A 24,927-nucleotide genomic window follows, 5' to 3' on the forward strand; every position below is an offset into this window, starting at 1 on the left:
GTGATTCACATCTCAGACACAGACCAAGACATAACCACCATTGACTCCAAATATGTACAGCAGCATATGGCTAACGAACGAACCTTTCTGGCCTGGGTGCGAACCGGTATTGCCATGGTCGGGGTCGGCTTTCTTGCAGCCGGATTTGGCTTCAATTCAACAGCATATGATCGGATAGCCCATATCGCAGCAATCATCATCGGTATTACTTCCCTGGTCAGCGGTATTTTGATTATCCTGTGCTCCGCCTCCGCTTACCACCGAAAACGCAATCAGATCAATTCACAGACGTTCCAGGCATCCACCGGATTGATCCGGTTCCTAACACTGATGTTGCTGGTGATTGGGCTGGCCCTGGCTGTATTACTGTATGTATTGTTATTCCCTGCCTGGCAGGATTAACACCTGCCCACTTGCTAATTCAGGCATGTACACAGGTACAAAAGCCGGCTTCCTCTAAGGAAACCGGCTGATGACCATTTGATGATTCACATATGTCATTCCAGTGAAAGAATCCTGTCTTTGTTCGTTACGAATTATAGAAAAGTATTGTTGCCAAATCGAGCGGCCTTATTCTGGGCTTCCAGTCTGCGCTCTTCCATATCCAGATCCGGACGCTCAACAGGCACATCTTCTCGATGAACATCAATACTGTTCCGGTTCACATAGCTGTTATTGCTAAACACCTCATAAACATCCGTGTCCCGATCCGTAGAGTCCACGAGCAACAGAATTTTGCCACTTTGCACGTATTCCTCATACTGTCTGGCATCCTCCTCCGGAATGCCGAGACCGACGAGTCCACCTACCAGTCCGCCAGCTCCAGCACCTACAGCGGCACCGGTAAATGCTGCGGCAATTGGGCCTGCAGCCAGAATGGGACCTATGCCCGGAATCGCCAATGCTCCAATGCCTGCAAGTAATCCGGCTACTCCACCGAGCACCCCACCTGTTGCCGCGCCTGCCGCTACACCTTCGGGTGCTTTTGTACCCGTCTCTTCACGAATTGCCTTCAATTCATCCCGATCCTGCGTGACTACCGAAATTTCGTCTGAAGCGAATCCTTGCGCTTTCAGTCCCTCGATTGCCGATGATGCCTCACGTTCTGTATTAAACACACCTACGATTTTCTTCTGCATAGTGAATTCCTCCTCATCGAATTGAGTGGTTCGCTATGTTATTACCCGCCTTGTTTTCTTTCAAACGTTTCCATCGCAATATTATATCTTGGAAGGACCTAGATGGCTGACGACCAATGATATTCAACGGGACACCACGCCGGGAACTACAGGCGGTATGAAACGATGTTGAACACAAGCATGTCATGTAACCGTGATATGCCAATCCTGATCTGGTGTCGGCTCCTATGCCAAGCAATCAGGTGGGAGGAACCAAGTGCCAAGTAAGATTAGCATCTTTTTTTCCAGAGCAATCGGGCAGGCGGACAAAGTGGGATTAGCATACATTTTCTAAAGAACACAGGACGTCTTATTTGGACCTTATCAAACGTAAGGAACGCCAGGCACGTTATTCCCCTAAAACGCCCTAAAAAACGCCACAAACGGTCCCAAAATCCGATATAACATGTCTCAAGTTCGCTACACTTCTGCAGGTGCTTCAAGCCCCTGTATAACACGTCTCAGGTTCGTTAGCGCTCCACTGCCTCATCAACCAGCGGCACCCTCACCTGTTCAGGACGTGTTCACTCCCAACTTCCAAACAAGGTTGGAAGACCCGTTTTTCTTGCTAAACTCGCGGTTTAGCCCGGTTAGTCGCTATTGCTTCGAGCGGATCATCCGGCCAATAATGCTTGGGATAACGGCCTTTCAAGTCTTTCTTCACCTCAAAATAAGTCTCTCGCCAAAAATTGGCTAGATCCCGTGTGACCTGTACAGGCCGCTGCGCCGGGGATAGCAAATGTATGGTCAGTGGTACTCGACCACCGCCAATACGCGGGGTCTCCTGCTGACCAAACATCTCCTGCAGTCTCACCGCGAGCGCAGGATCTTCAGGACGGCTGTAATCCACAGGAATGCGCGAACCGCTAGGCACCTGAATATGTGTAGGAGCTTCGCGATCCAATTGCTGTCGCTGTTCCCAGCTCAGTCCGCCGAGCAGCACATCCTGCATCGACAGTCGCTTGAGATCCACAACGGATCGCATACCTGTCAGAAAAGGGCTGAGATGCTCTGCCAGTTCTTCGGTCAGATGATCTTCGATAAGATCAGGCCATTCCGGCAAATGATGATGCAAAAAGCGCATCCGGTCCGCTAACTGCCGAGATGATTTTGTCCAGGGCAGACAATCCAGCCCTTCAATGCGTATTCCCGAGAGCAGTGCTTCCAGTACCTGATCTTCGGGTGGTTGTGCAATGCTGCTTTCTTTCAACGTAATGGCTCCAATTCGCATCCTTCTGTGTGCACGCACACTGCGAGTGTTTCGGTCCCAGGCTACCTGTACCTCTTCATGAAGCAGATGTGGACCAAGCTCCAGCAGTCTCTTCTCCTGCACTGGCGCAGCCAGCAGGATGCGCGCATCTGCGCCCTGGTCGTCGGCCTCGGCTGCGACCAGATAAGCTGAACGGCTCAGCGATTCTGTCGCTGCAAGCCGCACTCCGCGGCCGCTGCTCAGCAGATAGCGGCCGTCCTCCCGGCGTTGCCCGATCCGGTCCGGGTAAGCGAAGGACAGCAGCCATCCGCAGCTGTCTTCATCCGGCCGTACCGGATCGGCCGCCGGGCCGAGAGCCGAGCGCAGCTGGCGGCTCTCCTGGAGCATGCGCCGCACGGCAGCGACGTCTGCGACAGACGCTGCCGCTTGCGGTATACCGCTGCTGTTCGCAGTCAGCAGCGCTTCCACGCGCGGGCGCAGATCGGTGCCCGCGCCTGCACTGCCACGGAGGCCGGCAGGCTCCTGCAGCAGTGCCGCCAGCATGCTGGCGTAGCTGGCCAGCCCAAGCTCCGCCGCGCGGAGCAGCATGCTGGCCAGTCGCGGATGCACGCCAAGCGTGTTCATCCGCCGCCCGAAGGGCGTGATGCGGCCTGCGTCGTCCAGGCCGCCCAGCTGGCGCAGCAGCGCCTGTGCCTGGCCGTAGGCGGCATCAGGCGGGGTGTCCAGCCACTGCAGCTCTGCAGGGGACTGGACGCCCCAGGCGGCAAGCTCCAGCGCCAGCGGCGCAAGGTCCGCGGAGGCAATCTCCGGCTTTGCTGCATCTGGCAGCACGCCATGGGCCTCTTCGCTCCATAGCCGGTAACACACGCCCGGTGCAATCCGCCCCGCGCGCCCCCGCCGCTGATCGGCTGACGCCTTGGACACCGGCAGGGTGACCAGGCGGCTCATGCCGGTCCGCGGCGAAAAAACGGACGCACGGCTCAGCCCTGCATCCACCACGACTTTGACTCCAGCCAAGGTAAGACTGGATTCGGCAATGGACGTGGACAACACAACCTTCCGCTTGCCCTCTTCTGCGGGTCGCACAGCTTCATCCTGACGTTCTGCAGGCATGCTGCCATATAAGGAATGAACCTGAACATGAGCAGGAAGCATGAGGTTTGCCAGCTCTCGCTCTGTGCGATGGATTTCTTTGGCACCCGGAAGGAAAACCAATACATCCCCTTCCTGTTCTGCTATTGCCTTAACGACGGTCTGAGCTGTAAATCTCTCGATCTGCTCGGATGCCGGTTTGGATACATATCGGGTTTCCACGGGAAACGTTCGTCCAGGACAGTCAATCCATCTGGTTCCCTCACCAAGCAGCGCACAGACTGGAGCTGGGTCCAGCGTAGCCGACATCACCAGCAGTTTCAGATCCGGACGCAGCATGGCCCTGGATTCAAGCGCAAGCGCCAAACCAAGGTCACCCTGCAGATGCCGCTCATGAAACTCATCAAAGATAATCATCGCCGTATCTTCCAGTCCCTGATCCTGTTGAAGCATCCGGGTTAGTACGCCCTCCGTCACCACCTCAATTCGAGTGGACTGACTTACACGAGTATCCATCCGCACTCGATATCCTACAGTCTGTCCCGCTTTTTCACCAAGTGAAGCTGCCATTCGTGCAGCAGCCGAGCGAGCGGCGAGTCTGCGGGGCTCCAGCATTATGATTTTCCGTCCGGCAATCCATGGCTCCTCCAACAGAGCCAGCGGTACTACGGTCGTTTTACCCGCACCCGGCTCCGCAATTAAAACACCTGTATCCTTCTCCTGAAATAACTGCCTCAGCTCAGGAATAATCTGCTCTATCGGTAAATCCGTCTTCATCTCATCTCTCCTAATTGATATACCACGTGTCTATTCGAATGTTAGCATTATAACAAAAAAAGCCGTTCCAGAGGAACGACTTCATAGTTATTTCGATTTAACTCAACAGCGACTCAGCACCGTCAATGACAATTTCCGCACCTGTAATGTGTCGGGACTCCGCTGAAGCCAAGAAAGCGACCAGATCAGCAACATGCTCAGGTTGACCCGGCCCGTCAGCCAGCGGCTGTTGGCCTTCAGGGAACTCCATCGGAATGACAATTTGATGCAGCTCATCCGTTTTGATCGTACTTTGGTCAATATTCGTTGCAATCGCTCCAGGACAGATAACATTGACACGAATTTTGAACTTCGCCAGTTCCAGCGCAGCCATCTTCGCAAAAGCAACCTGTCCCGCCTTGGATGTACTGTACGCCGACATGCCGAAGCTGGAGAAGCGCTGATTGCCATTAATGGAGCTGGTGATAATGATACTTCCGCCACCGCGCTTCTTCATATGAGGCAGTGCATACTTGATCGTAAAAAAAGTTCCGTTCAGATTCGTCGTCATAATCTGCTGCCAATCCTCAACCTGTATCTCTTCAATCGGCGCAGATACGCCATTAATGCCTGCATTGGCAAAAACGATATCCAGACCGCCGAACAATTCAATGGTTTCCAGAACTGCCTTTTCCACCCGGGCCGGATCGGAGATATCTACATCGAATGCTCTAGCCGCACCTTCGCGCAGCTTATTAATTTCTGCTTCCGTCTCGGAGATCCGATCATTTACCAGATCGAGCAGCGCAACATATGCTCCCTCACTCGCCAGTTTGAGCGCTGCCGCTTTTCCGATCCCCGAACCAGCTCCAGTAATAATAGCGACCTTGCCTTCGAACCGAGACTTGCCGTTATGTTGTGTCATTATCCATTCCACTCCTTCTCGCTCAGTAATTATGTAAGAATGTACGTTCATGCAATATCTGTAAGTAGATTCTTCACAAGATTACCCAAAAAGAGTGTCTTTTAAATCAACAAGGACAAGTTTTTTCGCAGGTGATGCTCACTATTTTCAGCAGCTTGATCAGAGCTATCCCCTAATACTACCTCCGACCTCACCATTCCAGCTCAATGAAAGCGGCATCATCTTCAAGCCCACCCGTATGTCTGGCATCCAGCAGCACCTGAATGTGTTCATCGGGAATATAAGCCTGAATGGCATCCAGGTCATTCAGGCCATCCGTGTACAGCTGAAGGCGAGCCGCTTCATTCGCAGACAGTTTCGCCTCATAGATATGCGGTTTGCCACCCACCGGCCCTTCCAGGGTAGACCAACGCTCATTCGTACGGCAGTTCACCTGAAATGCTGCCGATTGCTCCTGACCGTTACGCCAGAGACGGATACGGGAGTCCCCCTGCCAGGCCAGCCACACCTTGCTTTTTCGATTGCCCGCAGAGAGCTCGATGCGTCCACACACATACATGGCCTGACTTCCCCTGCTTCGCTTCTCCATCAGCACTTCCCGCAGCAGTAACGGCGAGTTTTCCAAAGGCTGCAACTTCTCCAGCTGTTCGGATGCCGGACTTGTCAAGTCATGAAGCAGACGCTCCATAGCTTCCAAAGAAGGATGTTGAGTTGTATCCAGCCATTCCAGCAAGGCGTTTCCTAGAAAGCGTGCAGCAAAATCACCCAGGTAACTCATGCCTACTCCATCACATAATACGAAAGTACACACATTACCATTCATGCGAACAGCAGCAAAATCCTGTCCGGTGTCTCCCTGATTAACGGTCTCCGCCGCTCTTCCATAACCATACCTGCACTTGAATGTACCTTGATAACGGCTCAGCGGCTGTTCCCCTGTCTGGACACTCACATAGCGAAAGTTCCCCTGATAGTGGTCGGCATGGCTCCCTTTATCTCCAGCAGACAATGTTGCCAAACGCATCGCTCTCATGATTCCCCTCCTATCTCACAGGCGTAGCAGCGGACATCTGAAACCCGATGGATACCAGTTCTGCACAAGTACCAGGAAGCATCATAAGGGCGCCGGGTGCAAGCAAATAGTCCGCCTCAACCAGCATTTCACGATAACTTTCCGGCAAAACTGAGGACATATTTCGCAGCTTCTCCCCATGTTCATCCTGAAGGGTTGTCTCCTGGGATATGCCCTTCCATCTTCTCGGCTCCGCAATAGAGCCTTCCAGCAGATGATCGGATATAAAAATATTCTCGACGAGTACATTGCCATCAGGCACACTCATGCCCATAATTCTTTTGGCAATCGGCTCCGGATCTTCGCCTGTGGCTACCCCATCGGTCATATGACATACTAACGGCGCAGGACAATCCTGCATATTCGGAATTTCAGCCTGCAGAATTTTCTCCGCCTGCAGGAAAGCCTTCGCTGAATCCGAGAATCTTTTCGGCGTCAAATCGGGCAAGGAGCCCACAGCAGCGATTTCGTCGATGCCCTTAATCCCGTTCAACAGATCGTATACATCGTCGCTGTATGCCAGAATGGCAATCCTGTAGCGAGGTGTCAATCGGTTCCCCTTCGTAGATCGAAATACCATTTGGCGAATTGCCAGAGATAAGGCATCATAGACGACATCAATCCGCCGACGATTGTCCAGAACCATGTTCATGGAGGCGCTAATATCAATTAAATAGATAATCAGTGCAGGTGTGCGCTGGGATGCTTGAATCGTGTAGTTCATCTGGGATGTGTCACCTCCGTCGTTCACGTTATTTTACAAGTTGGGCAATGTATAATCAGTATCGCTCAGGAACTTATTGATCGCATTCATTCGTGCTGCCACTTTACCGACACCTTTGAAATAGGTTGCATCCGTATTGTACAGATTTTTGAAATCACGCGCGTAGGATTCGGCGTTCTCAATTTTTCTTCCTTTTTGCGCATTATACGTTTTATTGTAATGGGCAATCAGAGTGACGACATTTTGGGCACGTTTTTTCTTAAGCGCAGCTTTCTCGGCCGCCTCCTGCTTGCGCTGAGCCTCGGCTGCTGCCTTGCGCTCGGCTTCCTGCTTAGCAATTTTGGCGTCATTCTCCTTTTTCCAGACCAGATAGGCTTCATATTTTGCCTGTTTGTCGTACTTTTCCTGTTCTGCCTTCTTGGCGGCTTCAAGCTTCTGTTGTTTCTGGTTGGCAAGGTACGCCTCATATTTCGCCTGCTTGTCGTACTTGGCCTGAAGCGCCTTACGCTCTTCTTCCTTCTTCTTGGCCTCTGCCTGCTTTTTCTCCGCTTCAGCAAGCTTTCTCTTTTCCTCGGCATCAAGCTTCGCCGCATCTGCCGCTTTTTGCTTCTCTTTTTCTTCCTGTTGCTTCAGAGCAGTCGCCCTCGCAGCTTCAGCCTCTTCCGCAGCCTTCATTTCTGCCTGTTTGGCAGCTGCCTCCTGCTCCTTCTGTTTAACCTCGGCCTGATCAGCCAGTATTTTAACAGTCGGCACAGTTCCAGCCAACAGAACAATCAACACAGCCGAAGAAATCATTAATTTTTTGGAACGGTAAAAAGGAACCTTGACTGGCTGTGCGGCCTCATCATTCGTGGGATTCAGCTTGGCGTTCAGCTCTTGAATCGCAGCCTCAACTTCCATCTGCATCGCACTGTTATTCGGAATAAAATGATGCAGTGAACGGTATACCTCCAACGCCGCAGCCGGTTTGCCTTCATCCTCCAATGCTCTCGCCTGAAGGAAGAGACGGTTTACAACCGCTTCCTGACCAGGTGGATGTTCGGCAGCGGACATGTTCAGATCCGTATTTCCCAGCTTATCCAATGAACCGCTTGCTGCTTCTGTGCCTTTGATCTGATCCGTCCCCACCGCATCCGTCTGTTCTGAAGCCTTGACTACAGATTCTTCAACTGATGCTGCGCTTGCCAGATGGATGTCCACAGCAGCCAACGCTACGAACCATTCGCCAAACGTAGGGCAGCTGCTGAGATCATGACTCTCCCAGGCACGAATAAACAGATCGGATACCTTGGAGCCCCAGCGCTTCTGAAGCGAATCTCTCATAGCATAATACCGTTCATTTACCGTCTGCATTTCGTGCTGGTCAAAATAACTTTCTCCCCATGCTTTTTCCACAATCGCTGCATCAGACCAGCTTAACATTTCGGCGATGATAACTGCTCCCGCGAAACGGTCGGCATACGCACTCCACAAGCCACTGTGCACTGTCCGATGGGCTGCATACCCCGGTGAACCGGCAAGCAAAGCATCCGGACGATCCATTCTGGAGCCATACATCTGCTCTACATCTACCAGTTCAACTGCTGAAATCCCTCGCAGGTTCTCCACTTCGGAAAAAAACGGAATCATCACATTGGGTGCGGACAAATCACAATGAGCCAGTCCACGCTGTTCCATGGCCGAACCGGTCCCGGCCAGTGCTCTTGCCAGCTTCAGACTTTCCTCCGCTGTCAGCTGTTTCTGATCGCTGATTACATCGAACCAGGTCAGACCATGCACCCACGGCATCAATACCGCATACAACAGATCGGGATGTTCTCCAATGAGCGCTCCGTTTCTTTCCGGAGTGAGCACATCACGCTTGCATACCTGCAAACCTGGCAGTTCACTATAAGACTCCATATGCTCAGACTGATACACCATAGCTGGGATACGAAATTTCGGAAAAAACACTTTTAGTGCTTTGGCCCCACTTATGGAACCGTTACGGGGTAACAATTGATAGACGATCCCCTGCCTTCCGGCTTGGGCGTAAGCCAGACCGGGCGCAGCCGGATGCTGCCCAATGGTATAGGCAATGTCGTTAATCACCACTTCATCCCCGGGATTTGGTTGAAAAGACATGCTCATCCCTCTCTCTGTCATTCTGTCATAGTGCAACAAAAACCGGGTGTTGTGAAAACGCCCGGTTTTTGCTGTAGTTGTAAATCTTCAGCTTGCTTCCTGCTTATGATTCTGGGCGAATTCGGATACGGAACCTGCCCGAACTATGTATCGCAGATTAGCGAGCTTGGTCAGCCGTACGGAATTTGTTGGCAATAGCCGTCAGTTCCGCGCTGATACTATTCAACGTTTGAACGAAAGATTGCATTTGTTTGCTGGCTTCCTGGAATTCCTGGAAGAAGCGTTGTTTCGTCATACCTTCCCATTGTCCTTCCATGCTTGTGATGGATTGAGTCAATGTAGATACGATTTGCTGACTTTGCTCACCGCTTTGTTTAAATTGGTTGGAAACCTGATCAAGCTGTTCTGGGGTAACTAAAATGCGTCCTGCCATTTGTAAATTCCTCCTTGGTTTGTGCAATTAAATTCATTTGTTCAAATTGTACTATACAAGGATCGATCGGACAAAAGCCGAAGGACCTAATCCTATTTACCCCATTTTTGGCATTCTAAACTTCACTTAACATCCTGTTTATAAAAAATTCACTTTCTGCTGTCTTGCTTACTCAGCCTTGTAGCCCGTGGGTTCAAGAAACCACAGGTTCGGTTCCTCTTCTTCCACGAAAGGAGGGATCTGTGAATCTCCATGCCACAGGTTCAGGCTGCATGGCCTGGATCAGAGTCGCCGGTGAGCCGTCAGGCGGCGCAGCATCCTGGACACGGTATACTGCCGCTACCGCGGAAAACGGGTCGGATACAACAGCAGCAGCTGCCGAATGCGCAGGCATAATTTCTCCTGCACGCTCCGTCTGAAGAACATTCAACATATTGACCGCATTGCCATAGGCTGTGTTCACATGACTCAACACTGTACGATACTCCATGTCCACCTGCTGGAATAACACGGCCTTGCGTCCCAGCTGTACGCTCAAGTCCATAAAACGACGTACCGCTGCTTCGCAGAGTCGCTTGCTGTGATTCCATTCATTCATTACCGCGGCGCGGGCTTCAAAATCCCACTCCAGCGAATGAATCGCCTGATCCAATACTGTCATCTTTTGCTGTATTTGCTCCGCCGCATACTGAATCTGCCTGCTCAGTGCCCGAAGCACATCCGGTTCCACACGAATGCGCATTTACCATCACCTTTCCTCTTCCCCTGCAGGCTGTTTAAGCCAGTCCAGCAGCATCTCGTGAAACTGTTCTCTCGTCGTCAGTGCTGCAACAAGCCAATCATCCGAAGCCGCAGTACTCATGCGAAACAGCCAGTTGGATACCGCGCTTGCAGCGAAAGCCGCAGACTGCGATTTCCATTCTTCTCCGTTCCATACGAGCAACCGTAGCTCTCCCTCTGATTCCTTGCTCACCAGACAGCGTGCAAGCGCAAGCGACCCCTCGGGATCGCTCGTCTCCTGTACCAACTCATCCGCCACTGCCTGTAATTCTTTGTTCCTCAGATCATTCATCACATCATAGAATTTTTTCTTGGAGCACATTAGAGCCGGCTTTTCCGCCGGAGAATGACCACTCCAGTTCATCCTTTGAATCAGAAAATCAATTGCTTCACGAACGTTTCCCAAATCACTCAGCCGGAACGAATCCGGTTCGTCTGCAACACGGGATACTTCAACGACACGTTCATCCGTGCAGTGCACATAACTTTCATACGACTTGCCGCTGTGCGTGTAGCGAATCCAGCAAGCCCTGTCTGACAGTCCCGCAATGGCTACCCTGGAGAAAACGGTCGGTGTCATGATCAGCTCATTGCTGTCCTGATCCTGAATCAGATATCCTTTGTCGAGCAGGGATGTTTTTACACGCTCCCACTCCAAAGCAATGTCTTCCGCCATATATCCGCGGAACGGATCTTCCACGCCAAGCAAGCGGTCTGAACCGAGAATACCGGCCAGGAAAAAAAGCTCTTTTATTTGCAAAGTGACTACCTTTTGCTTGGAATCATGAACCGTCAACATTATGAGCCACCTCCCCTCAAACTACAACATGCCATCGGTCACGAATTTCAGAAATCCAATCGGTCATTTTCCAGGTGCCATCACATGGAATTGCACCTTTAACCCTGGAATATTTACGTTTTACATAATAACCTTGACCCGGAGGCAGTACCTTCAGCCCAGTTGAACTCCCCCCGGATTCCGAATAAGGTATACGGAAGAACGAGAGATCATTAGGGTCTAAAGTCCCGAACAACAATCCGCTCTGGGAAGCCTTCACATCGTTCACCCAGTCAGATCCAAAGGTTGGGAAGTCTGCCGGAACTCCTGACAGAATCACATGTATGCCTCGATCCCTGCCTTGACGAACGATCGCTCCCAATTGATCCTTCACATTAAAATCATTTAATTGCTTGGATAACGTATCCGCATCGTCGATAATGAGAACGATCTCCGGACCACCGGTTAGCTCGCCTCTTTTTAGAACTTCATCGTACAACTGTTGGATCACAGGTGCAAGCTGTTCTTCACGGGATACATGTCCACGGACATGGGGCAAACTGCTGATTTCCCCCAGTCCTCCGGAACCATACCGCATATCTACCGTGTATATTTGCACGTCTTCAGGAGACGCATGATACGCAAGTGATAACATCCAGGTCAGCAAAAATGTCGTTTTGCCGCCTTCCATCGGACTCGTAACCATGAAATGCGGCCCTTCACGCAGATTCAGCTGGAAGGGTTCCAGATCATCGGTCAGCAAACCTACGGGTACGGTTAAAGAAGAGATGTCTCCGACTTGCCCGAAGGTCCCTGTACGGATAAGCACATCTTTGAGCTTCACCTCTTCCGGGAGTGGTGCAATCTGCGGCGCTTCTTCTCCGTTCCAGCTTTCTCTGATCTCTGCTATCATGCGGCGCAGAGCGGAAGAACGTTTGCCCTCATCTGCTCCGGATGACGGCAGTGCCGCCTGGAACATCAATGGAGGAACCTGTCCTTTGACTAGTCCTCTTCCAGGCGGAAGCTGGCTAGGTGCCTTGGATGGCCGTCCCACTGCGTAATAATAGTCGCTTGGATCAGATAATTCAAATGATACCGCATTGGGAATATTGCTTCTGAATTTCTCAAATACATCCGTGACACGATTGGCCGTGAGGATAAATGTAATTCCCAGGCTGCCGCCTTCACGAAGGATCGTTTCCAGAAGTTCATTCTCCTCAGGATACGCATTCCGGAAGGAAAGATATCCATCGATAACCACTACAATTTGCGGCACGGCGGCATGGGCTGTGCGACGGTAGGCTGATATCGTCTTAACCCCGGCTTCCGAGATCATATCTTTGCGCTGTGCAGAGAGTTTCAGGATATAGCGGAACAAGCGCTTGATCCGATCCTCCTCTTCAGACATCATTACAGCACCGATCTGAGGCAGGCCAGCGAAATCCTTCATCATCCGGCCCATATCGATGATATATCCGTGCCAAGCTTCAGTCCGCTTAGAACGGGCCAGTGACATCAGCAAGGTTTGAACAAAGGTCGTTTTCCCCAGACCAGGCATACCGTATACAACCAGATGTCCCTGATCCACCGGAAGCGCTAGCGGCTGCTGTCGCTGATTAGGCAGATCATCCAGCAGGCCAACCACAGGTTTCAGGCCGCTGGCACCGCCGTCAAGCAATGCCTCACGATTCTCTTCTTCCTGCCAGTCGCTGAGGCTCTCCCATTCCAGTGTCTCAGGCAAAGGTGGCAACCAGGGTCCTGGCAATCGGGTGATCCCCGCCTCTGCAGCCGCTTCTGCCACATAATCAATAAATACCTGGAGCTGCTTGGGCACATCCTCACCTTTAAGCACAGCTCTGCGCTCTCCAGTCAACAGTGGCTCACGCTTCCCGTTTAAACGCACCTCCATCACAGGCAATACCGTGCTTGTATCTTCCTGTTGATTATACGGCGCACCACTCCAGGCAAATTGCATTTCCTCAAACACTTCATCACTGCCAACCTGAAAATATCCCCGACCCGGCTTGGTGATCCAGGCCGCATTCGGAATTTTGATCATATCCCGGCTGTCCCCTTCGCTTTGAACACGAAGACAGATACGGAAACGGGAATTACTCCAGATTTTATCATCGACCACACCGGCAGGCTTTTGGGTTGCCAGTATCAGATGTACACCCAGTGTCCGGCCAATGGCCGCTATGCTGATTAATTCATCCATGAATTCCGGCTGATCCCGCTTCAACTGCGCAAACTCGTCAATGATGATAACTAAATGCGGCAGCGGCTGTTCATGTCTGGAACGCAGAATTTTGTAATACTCATCAATGTGCTGGAGATTTCCGGCATCATTTAAGATTTTTTGCCTTCTGACCAACTCGGCCCGAAGTGAAATATTTGCGCGTTCAATCAAGTTCCCATCCAGATTGGTAATCGTACCGACGACGTGAGGCAAGCCCACAAATGTATTCGACATTCCGCCGCCCTTATAGTCAATCAACATAAAGGCCAGATCATGCGGGTGAAACTCTGCTGCCAGAGAGGCCACAATCGACTGGATAACTTCACTTTTGCCTGAACCGGTAGTCCCTGCGATCAGACCATGCGGCCCATGACCCTGACGTTCAATTTTATCATGTAAGTTAATCGCAATTTTCTTGCCACCAGCACGCACACCCATAGGTACGGGCAGGGTGTCCGGGTATCGTGTCTGGCCCCAGCGTGTAACCACGTCCAGATCTTCCACTCGTGATGTACTCAACATATCAAACAGCGGGAGCACTTGTGGTATATCCGAAGCCGAGGAACGTTTCAGACGAATAGGTGACATATAACGAGAGAGCGCCTCTGCGGACTCTCTGGAGATCACATCCGGCGTGTACGTTTGCCTGATCACGTCGGCATCCTCGGTTTTTTTGACATAAAGCCCTTTGCCTTTCGAAGCCTCCATAATTAACTGACAATGCATGGGTAATGATTCCTTGCGGTTTGCCAGTATGATGGTACACACATCGATCTCCTGGGCCGATTCCAGCAGCAAGGGAAGTAGCGGTTCTTCTTCTATTAATTGAGTATCCGAGAGAACTACCACGTAACATGGCGTTTGCACGGTTTTCTTATAGCGATCTTCCTTATTATTACGCCTCCGGTTCAACACGGAAAACAAGCTGTCCGCCAATTGATGCGCACCGCTGTGCCTGTCGGCCATATAGCGTTGTCCCTGATCTTCATCCCAGATATGGGGCAGCCAGCGCAGCCAATCCCATTCCTTTGTTTCCTTTTCTTCGTAAAAGGCAGCAATCTTTAATTCATCCGGTGAATGACGAACCGTCAGTTGTGAGATAATCACCCGTAATGAAGCGAGCACTTCCTCTCGATTACCGACTAGGCCCATCACTTTGGACTGAAATAGTGGTAATGTAATCGACGCATCAGGCACCGTTTCGAATTCCGCAGCCAATTCATGAGCCGCTTCAATCAACTCATCCTTTTCATACCCGTCCACACGAGGAACCTGCAGTTTGATTCGAAACGGAATTTCGCCCGTGCCAATTCGCACCTGCAAGAAGTCATCATCCTCAGGCGAACGTTCCCACAGCGAACTGTTGCGATTTTTCACCACTTGCAGACATACATTGGGATCCCCATGAATCTCATACAGACTTTTTACTTGCTCCGCTTGGGCTTCCTTCAGTTCTTCACGGTGCTTCTCCAGCTGTGCACGATACATGGCTGTACGCTCTTCCAGCTTTTGGCGATATGTCTTCTTGTTGCTTAGATACACAAAAAACGGAATGGTGTATGACGTAAGCATCATCATAACCGTCATCATCTGAAACATCATATAATTTCTATTGTCCATTTTGCCGCTCATATTGAGATATACGTAGAAACCGATGCTAACCATCGTCATCATGATGGGTACTATAATAGAAATCATTGAAAATGTAGGTTTGTTGGGTTCAGCCGGAGGCCTTAGAATCTCCAGCTTTTCTTCCTTGAGAACCGGTGTCATTCTTGGAGAACGCTGATATAACACATTCACGAAGAGAAGACCTCCTTTATTTCATTGCCGTAATCAATATATACGTTCAGAACGTTCATTCGTTGCTGTCCTGCTGAAACAATGAACGTCTTCCATAGACAGGTGCTTCTTCAGAAGTGGTGGAGAATGCCCGCTGGACTCGCACACAACTTCCTTGACGCAGCCCAGTTTCCATTAACTGTTGTGCGTTCTGTGGTGAGAACCACAATCCTTCTGGAAATTTGGCTTCAAGGATGTACTGAATGCCCTCTCCTGGTGCCTGGCCGAATATACGAACCCCCAGCAATGTCTTCAGATGTTCAATAGTACATTCATCCGGGACCTCGATGTCGAACCACTCGCCTTCCTCCCGGCCGGAATACACGGTAAGAATCAAAATAATCCCTCCCATGGTCTCATATGTAAATTGTCCTAGTGTCAAATTAAATCAAAAAAAAGTAGATGAAACGCTATTCCATCCCTATTTTCTTACATAAACACCCTGTTTGCAATGTGCAACCTGTAATTTTGTTACATATGACCCACGTATATATTAAAATATCGTCCATTCGACTCAGAACTTTCGAGGCAGTAGTCACGTTAATTATTGCAAAGATGCGAAACCACACGAATACCTTCCATATAAATGGAAATGACAAGCTGGTTTTTCGGGACTTTTTATTGCTTCGCCCACAATTGAATTGTGAACACTTTTCAAACATTGTCCACCTTTATGTTTTCATAAGCTGATTTTAAGGTAATTTTAAGCATTGGTATTTAATATAACCATTAAGAAATAACTCTCGTGAGGTGATTTCTAGTGAGAACACTAATAACTTTTCAAAACAAATCAATCCCTGTATATTTCAATCAAGAAAACAAACAACCTGTGCAAAAGACACTCCGATTGCTTAGCAGTGCCCTTGAGCATAAGATTAGCAATGGTAAACGTGCTTTACAGAAATGTCTGCAATCATTGATTAGTATTGAGATTGTCGGTGGTGAAGCCATTCTTCACAGCCGTAGCGAAAATGACTCCCTCGCCTTATCACTTTATTAAGATGAGTCAGTTGTTTACATCAACTTGGAAACTGCGAATTCATTCATTCGCGAAAATAAGGAAAAGGAAGCTTGCCGTTGAGGGCAAGCTTCCTTTTTTGTGTATCGATTCCTTTTATCTATCTCTAATGCAATCTGCTGACGACATAGGCGGTTTCGTGTTCTTCTTCCATCTCGGCCTTCTGGATTCGAATGACAAACAATCGAACCAGATTATCACGTGTATTTTCTTCCTGACAAGTATTCAGCTTTCTCAGAATGAAACGGTCAATGGACATGAAGTTCAGGCCCCTTTACCTATTGGATTTACGGATCTCTTCTGCCCGTGTACCCATAAATAACCAGATTTCAGAAGCTCCAAACAGCTTTTCCACATCATTTCCTCACCTGTTTTTCAAGCATGTAAAAACATGCAAAAGACCGCCCCATCAAGCTTGAGGCGGGTTTTGCGCGATCTTTGTCACGCTTTACCGAAACCTATCTGATTATAAAACAAAGTAGTTTCTAAGCCACGCTAGCTGTCGAACTATTGCACTCCAGGATAATCCCGATATTGATGCTGAATGCTGATCCAGCGAGTCCGCGTGAATTTCTCGATAGCCCAATCGCCACCGAAACGGCCAATACCTGAGGATTTCTCGCCACCAAACATGACATGAGCCTCATCATTCACGGATTGATCATTGACATGCACCATGCCCGATTCAATCTGCTGAGCAATTTGATACCCTCTTTCGAGATTTCGGGTAAATACGGAGCCGCTTAATCCATAAGGCGTATCATTTGCCAGGCGCACGGCCTCCTGCTCATCCTGCGCTTTCATGATTACCGCGACAGGTCCAAACAGTTCCTGTTGTACAATATGCTGATCCGGTTTCACATCCGCGAGCACGGTGGGCTCCAGCACACTGCCTTTGCTTGTACCACCCAGCAGCAATCTGGCTCCTTCCGCCTTGGCTCCTTTAATCAAGTCAAGCAGCCGTTCCACTTCCTTCTCACGAATAAGCGGGCCAACCAGCGTTTGGGCATCGGCAGGGTCACCAGCCTGAATTTTTTTTGTTTTAGCGAGAAAAGATTCTACGAACTTGTCGTAAATATCAGCATGCACAATAATACGATTAAGGGCCATACAGATCTGCCCCTGATGCAGGAATTTACCGAACACCGCAGACTCCGCAGCACGTTCAATGTCCGCGTCTTCCAGGACAACCATCGCATTGTTGCCACCAAGCTCAAGCGCAGTTTCTTTCAAATGCTCACCAGCCAGTTTGCCGATGCCCTGCCCCACCTTTGTGGAGCCTGTAAAGGAAATGACTTTAGGTATGGGATGCGCTACAAAATAATCGCCTATCTCACTCCCGCTTCCAGCAACCACATTCAGTACGCCTTCAGGTAATCCTGCTTGCTCAAACAGATCTGCAATAAGCCAACCAGCCGTAATCGGGGTATCGGACGCAGGCTTAATAACGACTCCATTACCCAGAGCAACAGCCGGAGCTACAGAACGTAGACACAAGTGCAAAGGAAAATTCCAAGGGCCAATGACACCAATGACTCCCTTGGGCTCGCGCACAACTCGATTCTCTTTCCCTGGTGTATTTGAAGGTAGAATTTCCCCCTTCATTCGATAAGGGAACGAAGCAGCTTCATCCACAATCCGTTTCGCAGAAGCAAACTCTGCCTCAGCCTTGATGCGTGTGCTTCCGGATTCCGTAATCAGCAGCTTTATAATTTCCTCTTTGCGCTCTGTCATGAGAGCCGACACTTTGCGAAGTACACCTTCTTTTACCGCTGGCAGGGATTTCTTCCATTCCACCGAGCTCTTTTGGGCGGCCTCATATGCCTGATCTATATCTTCCTTGTTCGAGGATCGCCAGGTTGCGATGACCTCTCCCGTGTACGGATTTTTATTTTCCAGTGTTTTCTCGCCGGAGCCTTCTACCCATTCGCCATTAATAAATTGTTTCGTCCATGTTGTATGTTCTGTCTCCATTAAAGTCATCTGAATAACGCCTCCCAATCAAGATTGAATGTCACACCTCAAAGCGGTGTAGTAGTTCATTAACCTTGTTAAGGATTACGCAAACGTGAAGAACAGTTGAATCCTTTCATCCTCACCTAGGAAAAAGCGCATCAATGGTCTACATATTCAGCTACATATTCAGCCATATTTTCATCATCCTACTGTCTGGTCAGGTCTTTTCCTCCAAATAGCGTCAAGTCCTCCCAGCCATAAGCAACCTCTGCCAGATCTTGACCGCCAATCCGGATTTGCTGTGTTTGGACAGGGATTCCGCCCATCTTTTCATAGAAACGACAGGCTGAATTTTGCTCCAGTGCCCAGATCAACAAACTCCCCATGTTCAGGGAATGGAGATAACGAACGACGTGTCTTGCCAGCTGCTGGCCAATCCCCGTTTGTTGCACTTCTTTCAGTAAATAAATGGATATAGCTCAGCATCGTAAGGCAACTTGCCTTCACGTTCCTTTCCACCGCAGGCAAATCCGACAATTTCCCCGTTGTCCTGTTCAGCCACCACCGGAATCTGATCCTTTTCGCCAGAGCGAATATTTCGCTCCCATTGGGACAGCCTTGATTCCGTAGTCAGATTATCCAAAAAATCATCAGGCACGATCCCCCGATATGTCGTCTTCCAACTCTCTGTATGTACATGAGCTACGGCTTTCGCATCCCCTTCACGCGCCGGTCTAATCCGCATGTAATCACTCACTTTCTCTCATCACTTCCGTGGCTTTACAATAGTATATGTGCAATGCGTATCAATTCCAAATCCATCCACATGGACCATTATCCGAATTGATTCTCTAGATCAATGGAGGAGTCTGGTCCTTCTCTATGGATATCGCTAAGCGCTTCTATTCGTTGGCGTAAAAATCCGGCCCTAGGGCCGGATCGTTACTTGTGTGCCTACCGACACTTTGGAAGACAGATCCAGCACATCCGAGTTATACATGCGTATGCATCCATGGGAAACAGACTTGCCAATGGATGAAGGATCATTGGTTCCATGAATTCCATAATGCGGCGCCGACAACCCCATCCAAAGAACGCCGAATGGCCCTCCAGGATTCTCTTGCTTGTTAATAATTGTAAACACGCCGTTTGGCGTTTGCGTAAGCATCTTGCCTATTGCGACAGGATAGCCCTTAACGACCTGCGAGCCATCCAAAAGATATAACATGTGATCCGACAGGTCTACGATGATGCTGTAATCAGGCATGATGACATCCCTCCTGACCTATCCTATGCAGGATACAGAGGGATGCCCACCTGGTCTCAGGCCTCTTCCCAGTCTTTTGTACTGCCGACATGTTTTGGTTTGCGGGAACTGACAGGTTTGCTTGAAGCGGTCCGTCGTTTGGAGGCTATCTCTTCTTTGCGTTGTTGAAACTTCAGTTCCTTCTGCATTTTCAAGTAGTTAGCCAGCCTTTTTTCATCCAATGAACCTGCCTGAATGGCCTCCTTCACTGCGCAACCGGCTTCCCGGGTATGGGTGCAATCCTGGAACCTGCATTCCGCAGCGAGCTGCTCAATTTCACCAAAGGCGTGAGACAAACCATCCTGACCTTCATCCCACAGATTAAGTTCACGCATTCCCGGCGTGTCAATCAATACCGCTCCCTGCGGCAGTACGAACAATTCCCGATGAGTGGTCGTATGCCGTCCACGACTATCGTCCTCACGAACAGCCTGTGTGAGCTGTACACTCTCACCCATCATCCAATTGACGAGAGTCGACTTGCCACTACCAGAAGAACCTGTTAAGGCAACTGTTGTGCCTGGAGACAGAAATTTTTCAAGTAAAGACTTGCCCTGATCCTGAACAGCTGACAGTGCCAGCACTTCAATCCCCGGAGCAATGCTCTCCACCAGCGAAATTTGTTCTTCCACATTCTCACACAGATCGCTTTTGCTTAGAATGATGACCGGTCTGACGCCACCATTCCAGGCCATCATAATGTACCTTTCGAGCCGTCTCAGATTAAAATCATGATTAAGAGCAGCAACGATGAGCAATGTATCCACATTCGCCGCAATCAATTGCTCTTTGGTCACTGGACCAGCGGCTTGTCTGGATACCCTGCTCTGACGTGGCACAATGCTGTGAATGATGGCTTCTTCTCCAGCTTGCCCTGTAACAGCAACCCAGTCCCCAACGGCTGGCACAATGCCCGTTTCCAGATGGTCATGACGCATCCGTCCGGATACCCGTCCCCAGCATTCTCCCTCAGACGTAATCAGCCGAAGCAATTGCCCGTGATCCGCAATAATTCTTGCCGGTTTTCTTGATTGTTCTTCCATACCCGTCTGCTGCCACAGCTCCTGCCACTTTGCAGACCAGCCGTATTTCTCCATCGTGTTATTCAAAATAAAAATCCCTCCCGATATTTGGTGTTTTATCCTTCATTGACATTGACAACGATCAACACTGAGCGCTCCGATCCGGCATCAAAAGCAAATAAGCCACGAGCAGCACTGAACCCGCGACAATTAGAAGTTAGCCGAATAAATGATTGTTTGTACGGTATTCATATTGGACGCATCATTACGACAATCCAATACTCGTTATCCAGAAACAACCCATTTTCGGCATACAAAAAGCCACGGGTACGTCACCCGTGGCTTCATTTGTGCATGTTATTGTATTTTACGTACATGGACAATATTGCGAACAATATTGCCAACTGCCGTAAAATTACATGCATTGATCCGTTCCGGAGACGCTGTTCATATTCAAATTAACGTATACTGCCATTAGATTTGTCATTTAACATCGCCTCCCTTGTAGAATTATCCATCATGTTACACAGCTTCAACCGCTCTTGTCAAGTCTAATTATTTATTCACTTATTTCACTTGATCCCACCGTGTCCACATCTCCTTCGGATTCAGCTCATAGATCCCATCTTCACGGTACATGAACTGGTGCATGATAAACTCCCGACGAATGGTGGCAAAATCCTCATGATAATTTTGAATAAATGTATTGATCTCTTTCTCTGTATACTTCCGTCCGAATTCAAGCTGCTCCACCAAATGACCCAGCACAATCAGCTTTTTCTTATGTTGAGCCGGGATTTGGCGCAGTCGTCCATCCTTGGAGAAAAAATTCCGCATCACGGATGCCTTCAGCGTTTCATTCACATCACTCATATCGGCAACCTCCTCTTGTCTAAAAATAAAATCAACTGAAGCCTGTGCATGCTCCCGAATAAAATAGGGATTAAGAGAGAAAAACACCGTATTTTTCTCTCTTCGTTCCTTGATTAGCGCCGCTTCTCTTAACTTGGATGCATGATGTGTAACGGTTGGCTGTGACAGGTTAAGCTTCTCAGCAAGCGCTTGGCCGTGAAGTTCTCCCTGGGACAACAGCAGCAGCATCCGAAGCCGGGTAGGATCAGCCAGGGCTTTATGGTAAGCCACAATCTTCTCCAGTTGCATTTCACTCAACTCACTTCCATTTAGATGATTATCTAATTTGATATTAGTCTTTTACCTCTTCTAAGTCAATTCCCCAGGATCAAGATCACATCTTTACGTCAGAATCCTTCTAGAACTGGCATTGAACCCGTATTTACGGTAGGATTATAATGCTTGAAATAAGGAGGATTAAGAACATGGAAGATGTCATTATTATCGGCGGAGGCCCATGCGGTCTGTCTGCTGCCATTGAATGCGAGCGGCTGGGACTGTCCGCTGTCATTGTTGAGAAATACAATATCGTCCAATCTATTTATCTGTATCCAACCCATATGCAGTTTTTCAGTACAGCGGAATTGCTAGAGATTGGGAATGTTCCGTTCAGCACACCGAACGACAAACCTTTTCGTTACGAGGCACTCGCCTATTATCGCAAGGTAGCCGAACATTTCGGTCTTCGCGTTCATAATTATGAGGAAGCCCAAGAAATCAAACGCAAGGACGATGGCACGTTCGAGGTACATACAGTCAATCGTCGTGGGCAGGTAGTCGTTCATGAAGGACGAAATGTTGTTGTTGCTACAGGTTATTTTGACCACCCTAACTATCTTGGCATCCCTGGAGAAGACAAGGATAAAGTCACTCATTATTTCCGCGAAGCTCATCCTTATACACGTACACGTGTCGCCATCATTGGAGGTAGTAATTCAGCTGTCGATGCTGCCATGGAACTCGTTCGTGTCGGCGCACATATCGACATGATTTATCGTGGGAACGGTGTTTCAGAGCACATTAAACCGTGGGTTCGTCCATTGTTCGAAAGTATGGTGCAAAAAGGCAAAATCTCACTTCATCTTGGCTCACGTGTAAATGAAATTTTGGACGATTCCATTCGTTTGCTGCATTCTGATGGATCAACAAGTGAACTGGAAAATGACTTTGTGCTGGCCTTGACTGGTTTCCGTCCTGACCGCAAACTGCTTTCTTCCGTGGGTGTCGAGATGTCCGAGGATATGGATAAACCAGTATATAATCCTCAAACGATGGAGAGCAGCGTACCAGGTATATACGTTGGCGGAGTAATCGCATCAGGACGCAACGCCAATGAAGTGTTTATCGAATCCGGGCGCTGGCATGGAAGATATATTGCAGAACATATCGTAGGTCGTCATCGCGGGCAGACTGAAGGGGAATGAAATCAATGGATATGACCTCACTGCTGTTGCTCGTGTTTGCGGCGCTAGGTATTATCAGCAGTAATACACCCGTAACCGTAGCCATGGTATTTCTGTTGTTGCTGCGGGTACTGAACCTGAATCAGGCTTTTCCCTGGCTGGAAAAGTATGGACTCACGATCGGTATCATCATCCTGACTATTGGTGTTATGGCACCACTCGCCAGCGGCAAGATCAGTTTGCAGACGATTGGAGAGTCTTTTCTGCACTGGAAATCATTGCTCGCCATTGGTGTCGGATTACTTGTCGCCCATCTGGGAGGACGAGGAGCTACGCTGATGAGTACACAGCCTACTGTCGTTGCCGGACTGCTTATTGGTACTGTGCTTGGCGTTGCCTTGTTCAAGGGTGTGCCGGTCGGCCCACTGATTGCAGCAGGAATTTTATCCTTACTGCTGGGAAAATCATAATCAAAGTTAGGACTTGACATCCTTCTGCCGACTGGCTGTTTTTCCCACCGTTGTATGATATACTTCTATTCATGCAATTCAAGCACCCAAGTCCATAGCAGAGAAATCAATTGAATGATCCTTCATTCACTATTAAATTGATTCACCTCGCAACTATTAATGGCCGCAGGAGGATTCAGGAACCCATGTCACGTCAGTTTGTTACAGAAGCCGTGATGGTGGCAATTTACGGTCAATTACTCGCGCCGCAGGCGCCTGTTGAATATATTGTTCCTTATACCACCATCCTTGAGTTATATGAATTTCAGACCAGCCCTGACCCTTTGATGGATAACCCGGCAGATGACCAGCATGTGAAATCCAAGATTAACGAAATCATTTCTTATTTTGAAGAACCGTTGAATAAGAAAAAAATAGAGCGTGCCCTTGCTGTTCCCTGGGCCAAAAGTCCATCCATCCTGTTTGGTGATCAGGTCTCCATTGCCATCATTAATGCGATTGATACCGCACAATATGGTGAATATTTTGATCCAATTGAGACCGAACTGCTTCTCACTTCACAGCGTTTGGATACCCCTATCCTTACTGATCAGGTCGAATTGATTGCACGTATCATTGAATCGGCATCCCCTGTGCAGGTATTCGATATTGACGATTTTGATTTTGCGATGGATGATGAAGAACCACTTGATCAAGTCTAGGTAGGAAATCCTAGTTTATGATAAGGGTCATCGTACTCATGAATATTGGTCCATCGATTGCTGATTGCCACAACAAAGAAGAAGCCTTCCCGGGAGGAAAGGCTTCTTCTTTGTTGTATTTATTATATCTCGGAGTACCTCAGCAATAAGCGACTAAGATCATTCAGCCTGGGCAACGATTTGAGATCAAAAAACTTAAGTCCTGCTTCGCTATTCACTCGTGATTCTACGAGCGAATCCTGAACAATGTGCGCCCTGAACAGGGCAATAACAAAATATTCTTCATCCCCACTGGCATGCAAATGTCTCAGATTCGGACCGGAGTGCAAACCTTCAAGTGTCATATGAGTGGCTGTCCACCCCGTCTCTTCCCACAGTTCCCTGTGCGCAGTGTCCTCAATGGCTTCTCCCGGGCGCATCTGTCCCGCAGGAATACGCCAATGTCCGTGTTCAGCGTGCTGAATCAGCAATAATTCACCTTTTTCATTCTCGGCCCGAACCGCCGCCTTTACAACAATATGAGAGCGGTTCGCGATATACTGGGCCAAATCTCGGGCTGGCGGATTCACTTCGTATCTCCTCCTGTTCGAAAATTGGTGCGTCCGGTGATGAGCCATTCTATATACGCAGAGATATCACTTTAAATCTCAGTGTAGCGATATTCGATATCCTGTCCTTCTTCAACGACATCTACATGAAGTTGATGACCCTTCAGATACCAGTAATCATGATCTTCCATAAAAAATTGGATACCCGATACCTTCGTTTGATCCGCAGGATGTCTCGGTTCCTCCACAGCGATCCCGAGGGAAAAGCCGGGATGAAGACCTCCGCCGGAGCTATAACGGGCGAAGAATCGAATGCTGTCTCCTTCGTTCAAATTCAGTTCTTCCTTATACCAGCGAGCAGCGCGGTCAGATACATGTATGGTACTCATTTGGTGTCAGCTCCTTCTCTATATATATGTTCCATCATATCGCTAGAAT

Annotated in this window: 25 protein-coding genes; 5 read left to right on the forward strand and 20 right to left on the reverse strand. The window is 49.1% G+C overall.

Annotated features, from left to right (window positions below):
- The first annotated feature begins 66 nt into the window (after nt 1-66).
- Nucleotides 67-402 (forward strand): YidH family protein, encoded by a 336-nt coding sequence (locus Q0V21_RS12255; RefSeq protein WP_293017544.1) that lies wholly within the window; start codon nt 67-69, stop codon nt 400-402.
- A 134-nt stretch (nt 403-536) separates the two neighbouring features.
- Here the strand turns inward: Q0V21_RS12255 and Q0V21_RS12260 are convergent, their stop codons facing one another.
- From Q0V21_RS12260 to Q0V21_RS12310, 11 genes are all read right to left on the reverse strand, one after another.
- Nucleotides 537-1,139 (reverse strand): general stress protein, encoded by a 603-nt coding sequence (locus tag Q0V21_RS12260; protein WP_301879141.1) that lies wholly within the window; start codon nt 1,137-1,139, stop codon nt 537-539.
- Between the two features lie 607 nt (nt 1,140-1,746).
- Nucleotides 1,747-4,257: an ATP-dependent helicase HrpB gene (hrpB, locus tag Q0V21_RS12265; protein WP_301879142.1), complete on the reverse strand. Its 2,511-nt coding sequence runs from the start codon at nt 4,255-4,257 to the stop codon at nt 1,747-1,749.
- Nucleotides 4,258-4,354: 97 nt separating this feature from the next.
- Nucleotides 4,355-5,161 carry an SDR family oxidoreductase gene (locus Q0V21_RS12270; RefSeq protein WP_443145895.1) on the reverse strand — a complete coding sequence of 269 codons (807 nt, stop codon included), beginning with the start codon at nt 5,159-5,161 and terminating at the stop codon, nt 4,355-4,357.
- 190 nt (nt 5,162-5,351) lie between these two features.
- Nucleotides 5,352-6,194, reverse strand: a complete 843-nt coding sequence (locus Q0V21_RS12275) for a protein phosphatase 2C domain-containing protein (RefSeq protein ID WP_301879143.1) — start codon at nt 6,192-6,194, stop codon at nt 5,352-5,354.
- A 10-nt stretch (nt 6,195-6,204) separates the two neighbouring features.
- Nucleotides 6,205-6,957: a vWA domain-containing protein gene (locus Q0V21_RS12280; protein WP_301879144.1), complete on the reverse strand. Its 753-nt coding sequence runs from the start codon at nt 6,955-6,957 to the stop codon at nt 6,205-6,207.
- A gap of 33 nt (nt 6,958-6,990) precedes the next feature.
- On the reverse strand, nt 6,991-9,081 hold the full coding sequence (locus tag Q0V21_RS12285) for a serine/threonine-protein kinase (RefSeq protein ID WP_301879145.1): 2,091 nt from the start codon (nt 9,079-9,081) through the stop codon (nt 6,991-6,993).
- Nucleotides 9,082-9,238: 157 nt separating this feature from the next.
- Entirely contained in the window at nt 9,239-9,514 is a 276-nt protein-coding gene (locus tag Q0V21_RS12290; protein WP_017689071.1) for a WXG100 family type VII secretion target, read from the reverse strand.
- Nucleotides 9,515-9,707: 193 nt separating this feature from the next.
- The gene (locus tag Q0V21_RS12295) at nt 9,708-10,256 is read right to left on the reverse strand and encodes a WXG100 family type VII secretion target (protein WP_079346819.1); all 549 of its coding nucleotides are present in this window, start codon (nt 10,254-10,256) and stop codon (nt 9,708-9,710) included.
- Between the two features lie 6 nt (nt 10,257-10,262).
- Entirely contained in the window at nt 10,263-11,093 is an 831-nt protein-coding gene (locus tag Q0V21_RS12300; RefSeq protein ID WP_301879166.1) for a hypothetical protein, read from the reverse strand.
- A 16-nt stretch (nt 11,094-11,109) separates the two neighbouring features.
- Complete coding sequence (gene essC, locus Q0V21_RS12305; RefSeq protein ID WP_301879167.1) at nt 11,110-15,114, reverse strand: type VII secretion protein EssC; 4,005 nt, start codon at nt 15,112-15,114, stop codon at nt 11,110-11,112.
- 55 nt (nt 15,115-15,169) lie between these two features.
- Nucleotides 15,170-15,490 carry a hypothetical protein gene (locus Q0V21_RS12310; RefSeq protein ID WP_024630324.1) on the reverse strand — a complete coding sequence of 107 codons (321 nt, stop codon included), beginning with the start codon at nt 15,488-15,490 and terminating at the stop codon, nt 15,170-15,172.
- 423 nt (nt 15,491-15,913) lie between these two features.
- Between Q0V21_RS12310 and Q0V21_RS12315 the strand changes: the two genes are divergently transcribed.
- Nucleotides 15,914-16,153 carry a hypothetical protein gene (locus Q0V21_RS12315; RefSeq protein ID WP_024630323.1) on the forward strand — a complete coding sequence of 80 codons (240 nt, stop codon included), beginning with the start codon at nt 15,914-15,916 and terminating at the stop codon, nt 16,151-16,153.
- A 124-nt stretch (nt 16,154-16,277) separates the two neighbouring features.
- On the opposite strand, the gene Q0V21_RS12320 is transcribed toward Q0V21_RS12315, so the two are convergent.
- The 7 genes from Q0V21_RS12320 to Q0V21_RS12350 form a co-directional block, all read right to left on the reverse strand.
- A complete protein-coding gene (locus tag Q0V21_RS12320) occupies nt 16,278-16,430 on the reverse strand; it encodes a hypothetical protein (protein ID WP_179132691.1) in 153 nt (50 codons plus the stop codon).
- A gap of 248 nt (nt 16,431-16,678) precedes the next feature.
- On the reverse strand, nt 16,679-18,154 hold the full coding sequence (locus Q0V21_RS12325; protein WP_079346827.1) for an aldehyde dehydrogenase family protein: 1,476 nt from the start codon (nt 18,152-18,154) through the stop codon (nt 16,679-16,681).
- 179 nt (nt 18,155-18,333) lie between these two features.
- Nucleotides 18,334-18,579, reverse strand: a complete 246-nt coding sequence (locus tag Q0V21_RS12330; protein ID WP_301879169.1) for a GNAT family N-acetyltransferase — start codon at nt 18,577-18,579, stop codon at nt 18,334-18,336.
- 5 nt (nt 18,580-18,584) lie between these two features.
- Entirely contained in the window at nt 18,585-18,872 is a 288-nt protein-coding gene (locus Q0V21_RS12335) for a GNAT family N-acetyltransferase (RefSeq protein WP_301879170.1), read from the reverse strand.
- A 183-nt stretch (nt 18,873-19,055) separates the two neighbouring features.
- A complete protein-coding gene (locus Q0V21_RS12340; protein WP_079346840.1) occupies nt 19,056-19,394 on the reverse strand; it encodes a L,D-transpeptidase in 339 nt (112 codons plus the stop codon).
- 56 nt (nt 19,395-19,450) lie between these two features.
- On the reverse strand, nt 19,451-20,530 hold the full coding sequence (gene rsgA, locus Q0V21_RS12345) for a ribosome small subunit-dependent GTPase A (RefSeq protein WP_483312375.1): 1,080 nt from the start codon (nt 20,528-20,530) through the stop codon (nt 19,451-19,453).
- A 492-nt stretch (nt 20,531-21,022) separates the two neighbouring features.
- Entirely contained in the window at nt 21,023-21,616 is a 594-nt protein-coding gene (locus tag Q0V21_RS12350) for a DUF2087 domain-containing protein (protein ID WP_079346842.1), read from the reverse strand.
- Between the two features lie 176 nt (nt 21,617-21,792).
- Here Q0V21_RS12350 and Q0V21_RS12355 point away from each other — a divergent pair, with 176 nt between their 5' ends.
- From Q0V21_RS12355 to Q0V21_RS12365, 3 genes are all read left to right on the forward strand, one after another.
- Nucleotides 21,793-22,791, forward strand: coding sequence for a YpdA family putative bacillithiol disulfide reductase (locus Q0V21_RS12355; RefSeq protein ID WP_079346844.1), 999 nt, complete (start codon nt 21,793-21,795; stop codon nt 22,789-22,791).
- Nucleotides 22,792-22,796: 5 nt separating this feature from the next.
- A complete protein-coding gene (locus Q0V21_RS12360; RefSeq protein ID WP_024630316.1) occupies nt 22,797-23,240 on the forward strand; it encodes a DUF441 domain-containing protein in 444 nt (147 codons plus the stop codon).
- 185 nt (nt 23,241-23,425) lie between these two features.
- Nucleotides 23,426-23,941, forward strand: coding sequence for an ADP-heptose synthase (locus tag Q0V21_RS12365; RefSeq protein WP_079346846.1), 516 nt, complete (start codon nt 23,426-23,428; stop codon nt 23,939-23,941).
- A 122-nt stretch (nt 23,942-24,063) separates the two neighbouring features.
- On the opposite strand, the gene Q0V21_RS12370 is transcribed toward Q0V21_RS12365, so the two are convergent.
- Together Q0V21_RS12370 and Q0V21_RS12375 are read right to left on the reverse strand one after the other, a co-directional pair.
- Complete coding sequence (locus Q0V21_RS12370; protein ID WP_301879175.1) at nt 24,064-24,510, reverse strand: NUDIX domain-containing protein; 447 nt, start codon at nt 24,508-24,510, stop codon at nt 24,064-24,066.
- 71 nt (nt 24,511-24,581) lie between these two features.
- A complete protein-coding gene (locus Q0V21_RS12375; RefSeq protein ID WP_024630313.1) occupies nt 24,582-24,878 on the reverse strand; it encodes a HesB/YadR/YfhF family protein in 297 nt (98 codons plus the stop codon).
- Nucleotides 24,879-24,927 lie beyond the last annotated feature (49 nt).

Origin of the sequence: Paenibacillus sp. 11B (assembly GCF_030487755.1) — a bacterium.
GTDB classification, from domain to species: Bacteria; Bacillota; Bacilli; order Paenibacillales; family Paenibacillaceae; genus Paenibacillus; species Paenibacillus vandeheii.

What these genes read in the sequence shown, in the direction of transcription:
- Q0V21_RS12255 (WP_293017544.1), top strand. Translation starts at nt 67, where the DNA reads ATGGCTAACGAACGAACCTTTCTGGCCTGGGTGCGAACCGGTATTGCC.
- Q0V21_RS12290 (WP_017689071.1), bottom strand. Translation starts at nt 9,514, where the DNA reads ATGGCAGGACGCATTTTAGTTACCCCAGAACAGCTTGATCAGGTTTCC.
- Q0V21_RS12335 (WP_301879170.1), bottom strand. Translation starts at nt 18,872, where the DNA reads ATGCGGATTAGACCGGCGCGTGAAGGGGATGCGAAAGCCGTAGCTCAT.
- Q0V21_RS12320 (WP_179132691.1), bottom strand. Translation starts at nt 16,430, where the DNA reads ATGTCCATTGACCGTTTCATTCTGAGAAAGCTGAATACTTGTCAGGAA.
- Q0V21_RS12365 (WP_079346846.1), top strand. Translation starts at nt 23,426, where the DNA reads ATGTCACGTCAGTTTGTTACAGAAGCCGTGATGGTGGCAATTTACGGT.
- Q0V21_RS12270 (WP_443145895.1), bottom strand. Translation starts at nt 5,161, where the DNA reads ATGACACAACATAACGGCAAGTCTCGGTTCGAAGGCAAGGTCGCTATT.
- Q0V21_RS12280 (WP_301879144.1), bottom strand. Translation starts at nt 6,957, where the DNA reads ATGAACTACACGATTCAAGCATCCCAGCGCACACCTGCACTGATTATC.
- Q0V21_RS12360 (WP_024630316.1), top strand. Translation starts at nt 22,797, where the DNA reads ATGGATATGACCTCACTGCTGTTGCTCGTGTTTGCGGCGCTAGGTATT.
- Q0V21_RS12340 (WP_079346840.1), bottom strand. Translation starts at nt 19,394, where the DNA reads ATGCCTGATTACAGCATCATCGTAGACCTGTCGGATCACATGTTATAT.
- Q0V21_RS12375 (WP_024630313.1), bottom strand. Translation starts at nt 24,878, where the DNA reads ATGAGTACCATACATGTATCTGACCGCGCTGCTCGCTGGTATAAGGAA.
- Q0V21_RS12275 (WP_301879143.1), bottom strand. Translation starts at nt 6,194, where the DNA reads ATGAGAGCGATGCGTTTGGCAACATTGTCTGCTGGAGATAAAGGGAGC.
- Q0V21_RS12350 (WP_079346842.1), bottom strand. Translation starts at nt 21,616, where the DNA reads ATGCAACTGGAGAAGATTGTGGCTTACCATAAAGCCCTGGCTGATCCT.
- Q0V21_RS12295 (WP_079346819.1), bottom strand. Translation starts at nt 10,256, where the DNA reads ATGCGCATTCGTGTGGAACCGGATGTGCTTCGGGCACTGAGCAGGCAG.
- Q0V21_RS12355 (WP_079346844.1), top strand. Translation starts at nt 21,793, where the DNA reads ATGGAAGATGTCATTATTATCGGCGGAGGCCCATGCGGTCTGTCTGCT.
- rsgA (WP_483312375.1), bottom strand. Translation starts at nt 20,530, where the DNA reads ATGGAGAAATACGGCTGGTCTGCAAAGTGGCAGGAGCTGTGGCAGCAG.
- Q0V21_RS12285 (WP_301879145.1), bottom strand. Translation starts at nt 9,081, where the DNA reads ATGTCTTTTCAACCAAATCCCGGGGATGAAGTGGTGATTAACGACATT.
- hrpB (WP_301879142.1), bottom strand. Translation starts at nt 4,257, where the DNA reads ATGAAGACGGATTTACCGATAGAGCAGATTATTCCTGAGCTGAGGCAG.
- Q0V21_RS12325 (WP_079346827.1), bottom strand. Translation starts at nt 18,154, where the DNA reads ATGACTTTAATGGAGACAGAACATACAACATGGACGAAACAATTTATT.
- Q0V21_RS12260 (WP_301879141.1), bottom strand. Translation starts at nt 1,139, where the DNA reads ATGCAGAAGAAAATCGTAGGTGTGTTTAATACAGAACGTGAGGCATCA.
- Q0V21_RS12300 (WP_301879166.1), bottom strand. Translation starts at nt 11,093, where the DNA reads ATGTTGACGGTTCATGATTCCAAGCAAAAGGTAGTCACTTTGCAAATA.